This window comes from Qipengyuania sp. B-5 (assembly GCF_056857815.1).
Genome location: NZ_JBSXNU010000026.1, coordinates 44,601 through 57,577, shown reverse-complemented (window position 1 = coordinate 57,577; position 12,977 = coordinate 44,601). Strand labels below are relative to the sequence as shown.

General features: G+C 60.7%; 12 protein-coding genes. 7 read left to right on the top strand and 5 right to left on the bottom strand.

All coding sequences use genetic code 11. From position 1 onward, the window contains the following. Positions 1-93: 93 nt before the first annotated feature. Both AC13CE_RS02745 and uvrB read right to left on the bottom strand, forming a co-directional pair. Positions 94-1,623 carry a S10 family peptidase gene (locus tag AC13CE_RS02745; protein ID WP_482971398.1) on the bottom strand — a complete coding sequence of 510 codons (1,530 nt, stop codon included), beginning with the start codon at positions 1,621-1,623 and terminating at the stop codon, positions 94-96. A 51-nt stretch (positions 1,624-1,674) separates the two neighbouring features. Beyond that, the gene (gene uvrB, locus AC13CE_RS02740; protein WP_482971397.1) at positions 1,675-3,870 is read right to left on the bottom strand and encodes an excinuclease ABC subunit UvrB; all 2,196 of its coding nucleotides are present in this window, start codon (positions 3,868-3,870) and stop codon (positions 1,675-1,677) included. Between the two features lie 94 nt (positions 3,871-3,964). Between uvrB and AC13CE_RS02735 the strand changes: the two genes are divergently transcribed. The 7 genes from AC13CE_RS02735 (at position 3,965) to AC13CE_RS02705 (ending at position 10,120) form a co-directional block, all read left to right on the top strand. Further along, positions 3,965-4,510, top strand: a complete 546-nt coding sequence (locus tag AC13CE_RS02735) for a DUF3617 domain-containing protein (RefSeq protein WP_482971396.1) — start codon at positions 3,965-3,967, stop codon at positions 4,508-4,510. Further along, positions 4,498-5,313 carry an esterase/lipase family protein gene (locus tag AC13CE_RS02730; protein WP_482971395.1) on the top strand — a complete coding sequence of 272 codons (816 nt, stop codon included), beginning with the start codon at positions 4,498-4,500 and terminating at the stop codon, positions 5,311-5,313. Before AC13CE_RS02735 ends, AC13CE_RS02730 begins: the two co-directional genes overlap by 13 nt. Positions 5,314-5,377: 64 nt before the next feature. Then, entirely contained in the window at positions 5,378-6,805 is a 1,428-nt protein-coding gene (locus tag AC13CE_RS02725; protein ID WP_482971394.1) for a circularly permuted type 2 ATP-grasp protein, read from the top strand. 1 nt (position 6,806) lies between these two features. After that, positions 6,807-7,751, top strand: a complete 945-nt coding sequence (locus tag AC13CE_RS02720; RefSeq protein ID WP_473821263.1) for an alpha-E domain-containing protein — start codon at positions 6,807-6,809, stop codon at positions 7,749-7,751. Continuing rightward, on the top strand, positions 7,751-8,569 hold the full coding sequence (locus tag AC13CE_RS02715) for a transglutaminase family protein (protein ID WP_482971393.1): 819 nt from the start codon (positions 7,751-7,753) through the stop codon (positions 8,567-8,569). The genes AC13CE_RS02720 and AC13CE_RS02715 overlap by 1 nt, the downstream gene beginning before the upstream one ends. A 12-nt stretch (positions 8,570-8,581) precedes the next feature. Further along, the gene (locus AC13CE_RS02710) at positions 8,582-9,331 is read left to right on the top strand and encodes a proteasome-type protease (protein WP_482971392.1); all 750 of its coding nucleotides are present in this window, start codon (positions 8,582-8,584) and stop codon (positions 9,329-9,331) included. 288 nt (positions 9,332-9,619) lie between these two features. Beyond that, positions 9,620-10,120 carry a response regulator transcription factor gene (locus tag AC13CE_RS02705; RefSeq protein WP_482971391.1) on the top strand — a complete coding sequence of 167 codons (501 nt, stop codon included), beginning with the start codon at positions 9,620-9,622 and terminating at the stop codon, positions 10,118-10,120. Between the two features lie 23 nt (positions 10,121-10,143). On the opposite strand, the gene AC13CE_RS02700 is transcribed toward AC13CE_RS02705, so the two are convergent. From AC13CE_RS02700 to putP, 3 genes are all read right to left on the bottom strand, one after another. Then, a complete protein-coding gene (locus AC13CE_RS02700; protein WP_221539284.1) occupies positions 10,144-10,806 on the bottom strand; it encodes an extensin family protein in 663 nt (220 codons plus the stop codon). 50 nt (positions 10,807-10,856) lie between these two features. Next, on the bottom strand, positions 10,857-11,228 hold the full coding sequence (locus AC13CE_RS02695; RefSeq protein WP_482971390.1) for a VOC family protein: 372 nt from the start codon (positions 11,226-11,228) through the stop codon (positions 10,857-10,859). 69 nt (positions 11,229-11,297) lie between these two features. Then, positions 11,298-12,776, bottom strand: a complete 1,479-nt coding sequence (gene putP, locus AC13CE_RS02690; RefSeq protein ID WP_482971389.1) for a sodium/proline symporter PutP — start codon at positions 12,774-12,776, stop codon at positions 11,298-11,300. Between the last annotated feature and the right edge of the window lie 201 nt (positions 12,777-12,977).

The window sequence follows — 12,977 nt, the reverse complement described above, 5'->3', positions numbered from 1 at the left end:
GAAGCTGGGGGATTGCACGCAGCGAGACACAATACGAAGGGGAAGCAACCGTAGCGAACCATCGGCGCTGCTATGCGCATCCCGACTGGATCGTCAACGCGCCCTGATGAACTCGCGCAAATCCGCAGACAGTTTTGCCCGATCTTCGTCGCGAATATACATCATGTGGCCGGCATCATAATATTCGAAGGTCAATCGGTCCTGCGGGATGCCGAAGCGATTGAGCGAATATTCCGCGCCGAAAAATGGCGTGGCGAAGTCGTACCAGCCCTGCGCGTTGAACAGGCGCAGCTGCGAATTCTCGCGCATCGCCTTGCCGATGAAGGGGGTGACGTTGAGATAAGCGTTGCGGCCATATTGCCCAAGTGACCAGTCCCAATGCTGGCCCGGTTCGCGCCCGATCGACTGGTATTCACGGTCGGTCTTGAAGCCGAGCGTCTCGCGCGCCCACTGGTTGATGGCGGCGGTATAGCCGGCATCGATTCCGTAAAAGCTGGGATCGTTGTCTGGCGTTTCACCCGCATTGTCGAAATCGCGGCCCGTATAGCGCGCATCGAGGCGGCCGATGGTAAGTCCGCGATCCCGCAGCAGTTCCTTGTAGAAGCGCTGCGAGGTCACGCGCAAATCGGCATTGTCGAGATAGGTTTCCGAAAGGCCCGTTAACCGGGCAAGCTCGGCGCGAACCGCGGCGCGCTCGGCATCCCGCAGGTCCTGTCCTTTGAGCAGCGCGGTAGCGTAAGGACCGATGGCGAACTGGCGCGCTTCTTCTGCGATGGCTTCCACCGAGGGCGCTTCGACCTTGCCGTGGTAATAGGCGGCGGCAGCCATGTTGGGCAGGGTGACGATATAGGCCATCTCGTTACCCGGCGTGGGCTCCCGTCCGGCAAAATCGAGGATGGTCGAAACGAGTATCAGCCCGTTGAGACCGACATCGTTATAGGTGCCGCCTTCCAGTTCATCCACGACCATGGCGGTCCGGCTGGTGCCGTAGCTTTCTCCGCCAAGGTATTTGGGGCTGTTCCAGCGCCCGTTATCGTTGATCCAGCGGCGAATGATTTGGGCCACGGCCTTTGCGTCCTGCCGCAGGCCGTAATATTTTTCCGGATCGGTTCCCTCGGTGAGATAACTGAAGCCTGTGCCCGGGGGATCGATGAAGACGAGATCGGCCACGTCGAGCAGGCTGTCGGGATTGTCGACGAGGGGATAGGGCGGTGCGCCGTCGTCACGGGCGTCGGAGGGTATTGCTACGCGCTTCGGGCCCCAGGCCCCCATCTGCAACCACACCGATCCCGAACCGGGACCGCCATTGTAGATGAAGAATACCGGGCGCGAAGTGTCGCGCGGATCCTTTACATAGCTGGTGGTGACCATCACCGCTTCGGGTTTGCCATCATCCGATTCCAGCACATTTTCGCGAATGGTGGCGGTATAACTCATACGCTGTCCACCGAAGGTGCCCGACAGTTCGCGTGACCTGATCTGCGGATCGATGTTTTCTGCAGCGCTTGCTTCGGAGCCTTCGCCGTTTTGAGCGGTTACGGCTTGCGGTGTCAGCGCAAGGGCGCTGGCGGCGGCTAGGTGGGCGATCAGGCGGCAGTTCGATATCATGTTCAGTCCCCTCATGTGCCGGACCTATGCACAAGCGGGGCGAAGCGCGTCAAATGCGCTTGTCGATCAGGGTTTGCCGCCCATCCGTTTGTACCGCGTCTTGCCATAGCGGGTCTTGCGTGTGCCGGGGCGGCCCGCATCGCTGCGCCCTACACGCGGTGCCTTCTTCTCACCATGGCCGAGGCCGAGCTCGTCGTTCTCCAGCTGGCGGATTTCGTCGCGCAGCCTGCCGGCTTCCTCGAATTCGAGATCGGCAGCGGCAGCGCGCATGCGTTTCTCGAGGTCTTCGATATAGGCGCGGAGATTATGCCCGACGAGATTGTTGCGCTCGTCGTCGCCGATGTCGACGGTGACGCCATCCTGCGATGCAGTATGAGCGACGATATCGGCGATATTGCGCTTGATAGTGGTCGGCGTGATGCCGTGTTCTTCGTTATAGGCGCGTTGCTTTTCACGGCGGCGGTCGGTTTCCGCGATGGCACGTTCCATCGAGCCGGTCACTCTGTCGGCATAGAGGATCACGCGTCCTTCGACGTTACGCGCGGCGCGACCGATGGTTTGAATCAGTGAGGTTTCCGAGCGCAGGAAGCCTTCCTTGTCGGCATCGAGAATACAAACGAGCCCGCATTCGGGAATGTCGAGCCCTTCGCGCAGCAGGTTGATCCCCACCAGCACATCGTAAACGCCGAGCCGAAGGTCGCGGATCAGCTCGATGCGCTCCAGCGTCTCCACATCGGAGTGCATGTAGCGCACCTTGACGCCCGCCTCGTGCATGAACTCGGTGAGGTCTTCCGCCATCCGCTTGGTCAGCGTGGTGACCAGCGTTCTGTAGCCCATCCTGGCGGTCTTCTTGCATTCTTCGATACAGTCCTGGACTTGGTCCTCGACCGGCTTGATCTCGACTGGCGGATCGATCAGCCCGGTGGGGCGGATGACCTGTTCGGCGAAGACGCCGCCGGTCTGTTCCATTTCCCAAGTGCCGGGAGTTGCCGAAACGCAGAAGGTCTGCGGGCGCATCGCGTCCCACTCGTTGAAGCGAAGCGGTCGGTTGTCGATGCAGGACGGCAGGCGGAATCCGTGTTCGGCGAGCGTGATCTTGCGCCGGTGGTCGCCTTTCGACATGGCGCCGATCTGCGGCACGGTCTGGTGGCTTTCGTCGACGAACAGCAGCGCGTTTTCGGGCAGGTATTCGAACAGGGTCGGCGGTGGTTCGCCGGGAAGGCGTCCGGTGAGGAAGCGGCTGTAGTTCTCGATCCCTGCGCAACTGCCGGTAGCGGCGATCATCTCGAGGTCGAAATTGGTCCGCTGCTCAAGTCTCTGTGCTTCGAGCAGGCGGCCTTCCTCCTGCAGTTCCTTAAGCCGCTCGGTCAGCTCGAACTTGATGGCTTCGGATGCCTGCTTCATCGTCGGCCCCGGCGTGACATAGTGCGAATTGGCATAGACGCGCACCTTTTCGAGGCTGGCGCCTTTCTTGCCCGTCAGCGGGTCGAATTCGCTGATTTCCTCGATTTCGTCACCGAAGAAACTGATCCGCCAGGCCATGTCTTCATAGTGCGAGGGGAAGATTTCGAGACTGTCGCCGCGCACACGGAAATTACCGCGCGCGAAGGCCGCGTCGTTCCGCTTGTATTGCAGCGCGACCAGCTTGCGGATCAGCTCGCGCTGGTCGACGGTCTCGCCCTTCTTGATGTCGAAGATCATCGCCGAATAGGTCTCGACCGAACCGATACCGTAAAGGCAGGACACCGAGGCGACGATGATCACGTCGTCGCGTTCGAGCAGGGCGCGCGTGGCCGAGTGGCGCATCCGGTCGATCGCCTCGTTCACCGAGCTTTCCTTCTCGATATAGGTGTCGGAGCGCGGGACGTAGGCTTCGGGCTGGTAGTAGTCGTAGTAGGAGACGAAATACTCGACCGCGTTTTCGGGGAAGAAGCTCTTGAATTCGCCGTAGAGCTGCGCGGCGAGAATCTTGTTGGGCGCGAGGATCAGGGCGGGGCGCTGCAATTCCTCGATCACCTTGGCCATGGTGAAGGTCTTGCCGGAACCCGTCACGCCGAGAAGGACCTGTGTCTGTTCGTCCTCCCGCGCAGAACCCACCAGTTCGGCAATCGCAGTCGGCTGGTCGCCGCTGGGCGTATAGTCGCTGACGAGCTTGAACTTCCTGCCCGGCATCGACTTTTCGGGCCGAGCAGGCTTGTGAGGGACGAACTCACCACTGGTGTCAGGTTCTTCGAGTCCGCGTCGGATAACAAGTTCGGCCATGCGCGCACATATGGGAACAGTTGGTTTGCGCGCAACTTCTGTTGCGCTCTTCCACATGACTGCTAGCTTGTTCTCTTCGTCACCGGAGATACCCATGTCGCGCAGCTTTATGATCGCTCTTTCCGCATTCGCTCTCGCCGGTTGCGGAAGTTCCGAAACGGATTCCGACGGGGACGGAAAGATTTCGATCGAGGAAGCGGCGGCTGTGAGCGACGGGGAATTCGTGAAGCCAGATTCCGGGCAGTATCGATCGACCGTAGAATTCGTGGATGTCCAGATGCCGGGCGCTCCGGAACAGGTGCGCGATCAGATGAGGGCGATGCTGGACCAAGGCCCGCAGACCAACGAATATTGCCTTACCGAAGAAGAAGCCCAGAAAGGCTTCGAAGAAGCTATTCGTGAAGCTCAGGCACAAGACAATTGCAGTTTCGAGACCTTCGATATCGAAGCTGGCGAAATCGATGCGGTCATGGTTTGCCAGGAGCCGGGCCGGGGGACGATGCGCATGACGATTGAAGGCAAGGGTGGGCGCACATCTTCCGACACGACGATGACGATGGAAATGAATGGTCCCGACGGAGAGACGATGACACTCGTCTCACGTTCGCAGCAGGAACGCATAGGCGATTGCGAAAGCTGACGCGCCGCGTTCAGGAACCCGACATCGATGCGGTGCATTGTTGCGAAACGATGGCAACGTTACCTTTTTATGAAACCCGACAGGAATGGGGGCGCAGGCTCGCTCTGGCTGCAGAGCCACGCCCGGATGACGTTCGCGGCCCCAAGGCGTTTCTCCTTGCGCGCGAATTCCTCTGGCCGCTGGAGCCGATAAAACGGCGGCTTTCCCCGCTCGAAATATCCCCGGCTGAAAATCCGAAAAATATCATGCTGTTGCCAGGTTTCGGTGCGCATCCCGTCCGTATGCGCTGGATGGCGAAGCAGTTGGAAAAAGCCGGTCATACGGCCAAGAAGTGGGGACTGGGCTATAATCTGGGAGCCACCGCCGATCGGTTTGAGAAAGTCGAGAACCGGCTACTCGAACTGTACCGGACCAAGCAAGAGCCGCTCGTCCTCGTGGGCTGGAGTCTGGGCGGCGTGATGGCGCGCGAACTGGCCAAGAAACACCCCGACAAGGTCGAGAAGGTCGTGACGATGGGCTCGCCCTTTTCAGGCAGTCCGCGTGCCAACAATGGCTGGCGTGCCTATCAGGCCATAGCCGGTCACCGGGTGGACGAGCCGGAAATCGACACCGTGATCTCCGAAAAGCCGCCGGTGGAAACCGTCGCCATGTGGAGCCCGCGCGACGGAATCGTGGCACCCAAGTCCGCCTGCGGAAGGCCCGGTGAACGCGATCGCGCGGTGGCGCTGCGCTGCTCGCATATGGGTTTTGTCTTGACGAACGAGGCAATGTCCGCGCTTCTTTCGGAACTGGACCGCGCCTGAATCCTTTAATCAGGTGAGACAGCGAGGTGTCCTGCCTCGCGATTGCCGGACATTCAGGGGATCCATGAACGGCTCAGCCGAATTCTTCGACGAAATGCGTGAGCCCGATGGCACAGTGCGCCCCGCCTATGCCGACTATTGCAAGTGGTACGACGGGCAGGACCAGAAACTGCTGCGGCGCAAGCATTCCGAAGCGGAAACCAATTTCCGCAAGACCGGAATCACTTTCAACGTTTACGGTGAAGACGAGGCGGAGGAACGTCTCATACCCTTCGACATGGTTCCGCGCATCATCGATGCAGGCGAATGGCGCCGGCTGACGCGCGGGATCGAGCAGCGCGTCAGCGCGCTCAACGCCTTCATGCACGATCTCTATCACCGGCAGGAGATCGTTCGGGCGGGGAGGCTGCCCGAACGCCTCCTGCGGCACAACGATGCCTGGCTACCCAATATGGTCGGCTTCACGCCGCCGGGCGGCGTCTATACCCATATCGTCGGGATCGACCTTGTGCGGACCGGGCCGGACGAGTTCTACGTGCTGGAAGACAATGCGCGGACGCCGTCGGGCGTCAGTTACATGCTCGAAAATCGCGAAACCATGATGGCGATGTTTCCCGAGCTGTTCCTGCGCTGCCCGGTGGAAAGCGTCTCGGATTATCCGCGCCGTCTGGCCAAGAGCCTCGCGGCCTGCGCGCCGCAACGTTCGGGCGGGCGCCCTGTCGTGGCGGTCCTCACCCCGGGCATCTACAATTCGGCCTATTTCGAGCACGCCTTCCTCGCCGACCAGATGGGCGCGGAACTGGTGGAAGGCAGCGACCTTCGCGTCGTCGACGGACGTGTCGCCATGCGCACCACCAGCGGATACAAGGCGGTCGACGTGATCTATCGCCGCGTGGACGACGAATTCCTGGATCCCCTGACCTTCAATCCGGACAGCGTGCTGGGCGTGCCGGGCATTATGGATGTCTATCGTTCGGGCAAGGTCACCATCGCCAATGCGCCCGGCACGGGCGTCTGCGACGACAAGGCGATCTATTCCTTCATGCCCGACATCGTAGAGTTCTACACCGGGGAAAGGCCGCTGCTGCCCAATGTCGAAACCTGGCGCTGTGCCGATGAGGACAGCCTGAAATACGTGCTCGATAATCTGGAGGAGTTGGTGGTGAAAGAGGTCCACGGCTCGGGCGGATATGGCATGCTGGTCGGCCCCGCATCCTCGAAGAAAGAAATCGGGGAGTTCCGCTCGAAGATCGTCGAGAATCCGCAAAATTACATTGCGCAGCCTACGCTATCGCTCTCCACCTGTCCCATTTTCACCAAGAAAGGGCTCGCACCTCGGCATGTTGATTTGCGACCCTTCGTGCTCGTTTCACCCGACAAGATCGACATTACTCCGGGTGGCCTGACCCGTGTGGCCTTGAAGGAAGGTTCGCTGGTGGTGAATTCCAGCCAGGGCGGCGGGACCAAGGATACCTGGGTGCTGAAGGACTGATATGCTCGGACGCACTGCCAACGGTCTTTTCTGGATGTTCCGCTATCTCGAGCGGGCGGAGAATACCGCGCGCCTGCTCGATGCCGGACTGCGCATGGCCCTGACCAAGGATCTCGTCACGGCGGAAGAAGAATGGCGTTCGGTGATCGCCACTTCGGGCCAGAGGGCTGGGTATGAGGCGAAGCACGCAAGCTATACCGGGATGCAGGCGTGGAATTTCATGCTGCGTGAAAAGAGCAATCCGGCCTGCATACTGTCGATGTTCGGCCTCGTCCGCCAGAACGCGCGACTCGCGCGAAACGCCATCAGCGGGGAATTGTGGGAAGCGATCAACGAGAACTGGCTCGTAGTAAAAGAACAACTCTCGAAGCCGGTCGGTGAGAACCGCGTGCTGGACACGGTGGCAACCATCCGCCGTGCCGGTACGCTCGCCCACGGCGCGATGTCGGGTTCGATGCTGCGTGATGAAGGTTTCCATTTCGCCCGCGCCGGTACTTTCATCGAACGCGCCGATTCCGTCGCGCGCATCCTCGACATCAAATACTACCTGCTGCTGCCTTCGCTCTCCTATGTCGGCTCCAGCCTCGACACGGGACAATGGGATACGGTGCTGCGGTCGGTTTCGGGCGATCGCGCCTATCGCTGGCTCCACGCGGGCCAGATCGATGCACGCGGGATTTGCGAATTCCTGATCCTCGACGATCGGTTTCCGCGCAGTCTGGCCTTCTGCCATTCGGCCCTGCGAGAAAACCTGGCCGCATTGGCGCGCCTTCATGGCTCCGAAGGAGAGAGCAATGCCCTTATGCGCGATGCGGATACCAGGCTCAACGATCTCAGTATCGACGAGATATTCGAGCAGGGACTCCATGAATTCCTCGTCGATTTTACTGTGTCCAATTCCGCCATCGCCGAAGCCATTTCCACAGACTACAGGTTTCTCGCCTGATGCGCCTTTCGATCCGCCATACCACCCGATATCTGTTCGACGCTCCGGTCGTTCATGCCCTTCAACGCCTGCGGCTCACGCCTAAGGAAACGCAAGGGCAGGAAATTCTCGAATGGGAAATGGAATACGAGAACGCCCATGAGGAACTGACCTACGAGGATCAGCACCATAATACGACTACGCTGGTCGGGGTTGAGCCGAATGTGCACGAAGTCAGAATTACGTGCCGCGGGATGGTCGATACCCACGATCATGCCGGCGTGATCGGCAGGCACGCAGGGCATCTGCCGCTGTGGAGCTTCCTTTCCCAGACGCGCCTGACGCGGCCGGGGCCGGGTATCGAGAAATTGGTCCGCGAACTGAGGAATTACGAGGGCGAGCGGCTCGATATGTTGCATGAACTTTCTCGCAGCACACTCGAACGGGTGGAATACAAGATCGGAACCACGGACTGGAGCACCACTGCCGAACAGAGCTACGCGGCGAGAAACGGTGTCTGCCAGGATCATGCGCATATCTTTATCGGTGCTGCCCGCGCCCTCGATGTGCCGGCGCGATATGTCTCCGGCTATCTGATGATGAACGACCGCATCGAACAGGAAGCGACCCATGCCTGGGCCGAAGCCTTTGTCGACGGACTGGGCTGGGTCGGCTTCGACATTTCCAACGGCATCAGCCCGGATGAGCGATATGTCCGCGTTGCCACGGGCCGCGATTACCGCGATGCATCTCCCGTCACCGGCATCAGCTTCGGCAATATGCAGCAGGTTCTGGAGGTCGATGTGGCGGTAGAGCAGCAGCACGTGCAGCAGCAGTAACGAAAGACGATTATGACCTATTGCGTGGGAATGAAGCTCGACAAGGGCCTGGTGCTCATGAGCGATACGCGCACCAATTCGGGCGTCGACAATATCTCGGTATTTCGCAAGATGTTCACCTGGCAAATCCCGGGCGACCGGATCATCACCTTGATGACGGCGGGCAATCTCGCGACCACGCAAGCGGTCATCAGCCAGCTTGAGGAACGCACGAAGGAACCCGACGAGCGCGGCAACATCCTGCTCAAATCGCCGACCATGTTCCAGGTTGCGACCGAGATCGGCAAGCTCCTGCGGAACATCATCGGCGAACGGCAGGAAGCGAACGGCGCAAGGGGCAGGGGCCGTTTTACCGCTTCGATCATCGTCGCAGGCCAGATCAAGGGCATGGAGCCGCGCCTGTTCATGGTCTATCCGGAAGGAAACTTCATCGAAGCCAGCCTCGATACGCCTTTCTTCCAGATCGGCGAGACCAAGTATGGCCGTCCGATCATCATTCGCGGTTACGATCGGCAGATGAGCCTTGAGGATGGCGTGAAGCTACTGATGGTCAGCTTCGATTCCACGCTGAAGGCCAACCTCTCGGTGGGCCTACCGCTGGATCTCCAGGTGATCGAACGTGATACCTACGAAGCCGGACACCAGCACCGTGTCGCCCATGACGACAGCTATTTCCAGGTGATATCCACCTGCTGGGGAGACGCGCTCAAGAACGCCTTCCATTCGCTTCCCGACTACAGTTTCTATCGTCAGGACGACTAGGTAATTTTGCGGAGCTCGTCTGGCATTAGGGGTTCCTACTTAGAGAATTTGCCTGAATTTTCTTTTGTAATCTATTGATATAAAAAACTTTATGGTGAAGTGATCGCAGGGTCCGTAATCTTGCGGACTGTGAATTCTGTCTGATCGTGCATTCTTGCAGACATGGGACAGCACACCAAACTCCACATCGTAGACGGGTCTTCGCGATCACGGGCTCGGCAAGCTCGTCTCGGATTGGCGATGGGGCATCATTGCGAGATATACTCCAATATTGCGGAGTTCGTTTCCGTGTTGCCGACCGAAGGTATCGTCCTGGTTCGTGACGAAGAAAACGGGGAGCCCGTCCGCATGGTGCGCAACCTTGCCGATCGCGGGGCCTGGTTGCCGGTGGTTGCTACTTCGGCCGATCCACGACCGGGTCGGGTCGTGGAAGCGATAAAGAATGGCGCTTTCGATTATGTCCGCCTCCCTCTACGCGAAGATCGTCTCCAAAAGGCGGTGGTGCGGATTCTCGAGGAAGCGCAATCCTATATCCTTGCCCGCCGGAAAATCACCGAAGCTCGAAACCGCATCGCCAGCTTATCCCCGCGTGAACGCGAGGTACTCGACTGGCTGACGGAAGGACGCAGCAACAAGATGATTGCGCATGAACTGCGCATCAGCCCGCGGACCGTCGAAATCCATCGGGCCAACATGATGAACAAACTTGGCGCCCACCATCCCGCCGAAGCGGTCCGTATTTGCATCGAAGCAGGCCTGGAAGACGTGCGGCAAGTCAGCGCCGCTTAGAACGGTAGCGTTCGGTCACTGCATTACCGGCAAAAACTGCCGTCCCCCTGTTCGAGGTGCAGATGATCATGATGCGCCGCATTGTAATCAGGGCCCAGGACCGTGCCGAACCGCTTGCAGGCACTGCGATGGACGACACGCAGGAATTCCCGTTCTTTCGCACTGGCGTTCCAGCCGTCCTTGACGCTGATACGCCTGCCATCGGCAAGTAGGAAAGCGCCGATGTCGACGGCTTCTGCCCGGGAGTGAGCGGATAGCCGCCCGGTACCTGCGACGTTGCGGCAAGAGTAACTGCCCATTGTCTCGATCCGGACCAGAGGGCTGCCGAGTATCTGCCGGGCGGCGCGATCGACACCGTAACGCGCCCAGGCGGCAAAGTCGTTCGCGAGCGGGCAGGCAAGTGGTCCAAGATTGGTCACGGTGAGCGGACCGAGATCCCCGCCGACCCGCTCAAGCTGGACGCTGTCGAGCGTGGAGCAGCCTGCGCCGTACATCCGGTCGGGAAGGGGAGCGAATTGCGAGCCTGACCGGCCCAGTTCTGCAATACACTGGCGGGCCTGCGGGCGTTCCCAATTGGCCGAACCACTTCCGGAAGTCGGCGCGCGGGAGACCGGCTCGCGCGTGTCCGGCGCGACGCCGCATCCGGCAAGGGCAATGGCGAGAATGGCGAGGGAGAAGTCGCGCATCCAGCGAACCTATGCCGATGATAGTGAACGGGAAACGAATGGACCCCTGATCATTCTGGCGCGTCCACCTGTTCCCACAATTCGATCTTCACTCCGTCGGGATCGAGCAGCCAGGCGAACTTGCCATAGCCTTCATCGACGCTGTCGAGCACTTCGACGCCAATACCTTTCAGCTGGGCGACGAAGCCGTCGAGATCGTCGACCCGCAGGTTGATCATGAAGCCGCCCTTGCCGGGCTGGATGTACTGATCGTCCTTGAAATGGCTGACCAGCGAATAGGGCTTCTCGCCGGTCTCCTCGGACCAGTTGAGCTGCGGACCGTACTCGCCGTCCAATCCCAGGACGTCGCGGTACCACGCCCGGGTGGCTTCGGGATCCTTCACCACATAGAAAACGCCGCCGAGGCCGGTAATTTTCGCCATCTCACCCTCCCGCTAGGAGCGGCAGATTAACCCCGGGTTTGCCGAGGATACAAGCCCCTCGTGGGAACCTCAGGCCGCCCGTGCTTCGGGCGCGGAGTAGGTCGCCTTGCTCACCAGCACGATGGCCAGCCATGCTGCGATGAAGCCCGGCACGATCTCATACAGGCCGCCGTCGAGGCCCGGCAGCTGGCTGTTCCAGCCCAGCGCGATCCATGCCGCGACCGTGCCCGCGCCGACCACGAGGCCTGCCACCGCACCCGACCCAGTCATCTTTTCCCACACCAGCGAGAGGATGATCAGCGGGCCGAAGGCCGCGCCGAAGCCCGCCCAGGCGTTGGACACAAGGCCGAGCACCTGGCTCTCCGGATCACTCGCGACCCAGATGGCCGCCAGCGCCACTAGCGCCACGCAGATGCGGCCCACGTTGACGCTTTCCCGTTCGCCTGCATCCTTGCGCAGGAAGAGCTTGTAGAAGTCTTCCGTCAGCGAACTCGACGCCACCAGCAATTGCGAGCTGATCGTCGACATGATCGCCGCCAGCAGCGCTGCCAGCAGGAAGCCGGTGATGAGCGGGTGGAACAGCAGGTTCGCAAGGACGATGAAGATCGTCTCCGGATTGTCCACCACGATGCCGTTACGCTCCACATAGGCGCGGCCCGCTATGCCGATCCCGATCGAGCCGATCAGCGCGCCCCCCATCCAGGTCATGCCGATGTTGCGCGCGGTCCTGACCTTTTCGACCGTGTCGATGGCCATGAAGCGCACGATGATGTGCGGCTGGCCGAAATAGCCGAGCCCCCAGGTCACCGCGCTGATGAAGCCCAGCAGCGTCAGCCCCTGCGTCAGGCTGAGGAAGCCTTCGACCGGTACGTCGGCCAGCGAACCGCCGCCTTCGCCGCCCGCGCCGAACATGACCACCAGCGGCATCAGCACCAGAGCCACCACCATGATGCAGCCCTGCACGAAGTCGGTCAGGCTGACGGCGAGGAACCCGCCGACCATGGTATAGGCCAGCACCACCAGCGCGGTGATCCAGATGCCCCACATGTAATCGCTCATCCCCCAGTCCGGCAGGATGCCCGCGAAGCTTGTCTCGAATAGCAATCCGCCGCCGACGAGGCCCGCCGCAGTATAGACCGCGAAGAACACCACCACGATCAGCGCCGAGACCACCCGCAGGGCCACTGCCTTGTCGGGGAAGCGGTTGGCGAGGAATTCGGGGATCGTCAGGGCATTGCCGAGATCCTCTGTCTGCCGGCGCAGGCGGGGGGCGACCACCACCCAGTTGACCAGCGCGCCCACGAACAGTCCGATGCCGATCCAGGCTTCGACGAGCCCAGCAGCATAGAGCGCGCCCGGCAGGCCGAGCAGCAGCCAGCCGCTCATGTCAGAAGCGCCGGCAGACAGCGCCGCAACCGCCGGATGCAGGTTACGCCCGGCGAGCAGATAGCCTTCGGACGTATCGGTCGAGCGCTTCCACGCCCACAGTCCGATGCCGATCATGGCGATGAAATAGAGGGCGAGCGATATGAGTGTTCCCGTCTGCATGAGAGGGCAGGTAACAAATGCAACCGCCTTTGACTACAGGCGCGCCGCCGGGAGACATGGACCGGGTGTTACACAGTCCAGGGCGAAGAGTTTGTCGGCTTGCGCAAAAAGGCGTCAGCTTGCGACTTCCGGCGTCGGCTTGGGCCGGAAAAGTGCCAGCTTATGAGTGCCGACTGTCGGCTTAGAGGCGCGCCATGTCGG

Excerpts from the sequence above, each read along its gene's own strand:
- AC13CE_RS02700 (WP_221539284.1), bottom strand. The coding sequence starts at position 10,806 with ATGCGCGACTTCTCCCTCGCCATTCTCGCCATTGCCCTTGCCGGATGC.
- putP (WP_482971389.1), bottom strand. The coding sequence starts at position 12,776 with ATGCAGACGGGAACACTCATATCGCTCGCCCTCTATTTCATCGCCATG.
- AC13CE_RS02710 (WP_482971392.1), top strand. The coding sequence starts at position 8,582 with ATGACCTATTGCGTGGGAATGAAGCTCGACAAGGGCCTGGTGCTCATG.
- AC13CE_RS02715 (WP_482971393.1), top strand. The coding sequence starts at position 7,751 with ATGCGCCTTTCGATCCGCCATACCACCCGATATCTGTTCGACGCTCCG.
- uvrB (WP_482971397.1), bottom strand. The coding sequence starts at position 3,870 with ATGGCCGAACTTGTTATCCGACGCGGACTCGAAGAACCTGACACCAGT.
- AC13CE_RS02695 (WP_482971390.1), bottom strand. The coding sequence starts at position 11,228 with ATGGCGAAAATTACCGGCCTCGGCGGCGTTTTCTATGTGGTGAAGGAT.
- AC13CE_RS02745 (WP_482971398.1), bottom strand. The coding sequence starts at position 1,623 with ATGAGGGGACTGAACATGATATCGAACTGCCGCCTGATCGCCCACCTA.
- AC13CE_RS02725 (WP_482971394.1), top strand. The coding sequence starts at position 5,378 with ATGAACGGCTCAGCCGAATTCTTCGACGAAATGCGTGAGCCCGATGGC.
- AC13CE_RS02735 (WP_482971396.1), top strand. The coding sequence starts at position 3,965 with ATGTCGCGCAGCTTTATGATCGCTCTTTCCGCATTCGCTCTCGCCGGT.
- AC13CE_RS02720 (WP_473821263.1), top strand. The coding sequence starts at position 6,807 with ATGCTCGGACGCACTGCCAACGGTCTTTTCTGGATGTTCCGCTATCTC.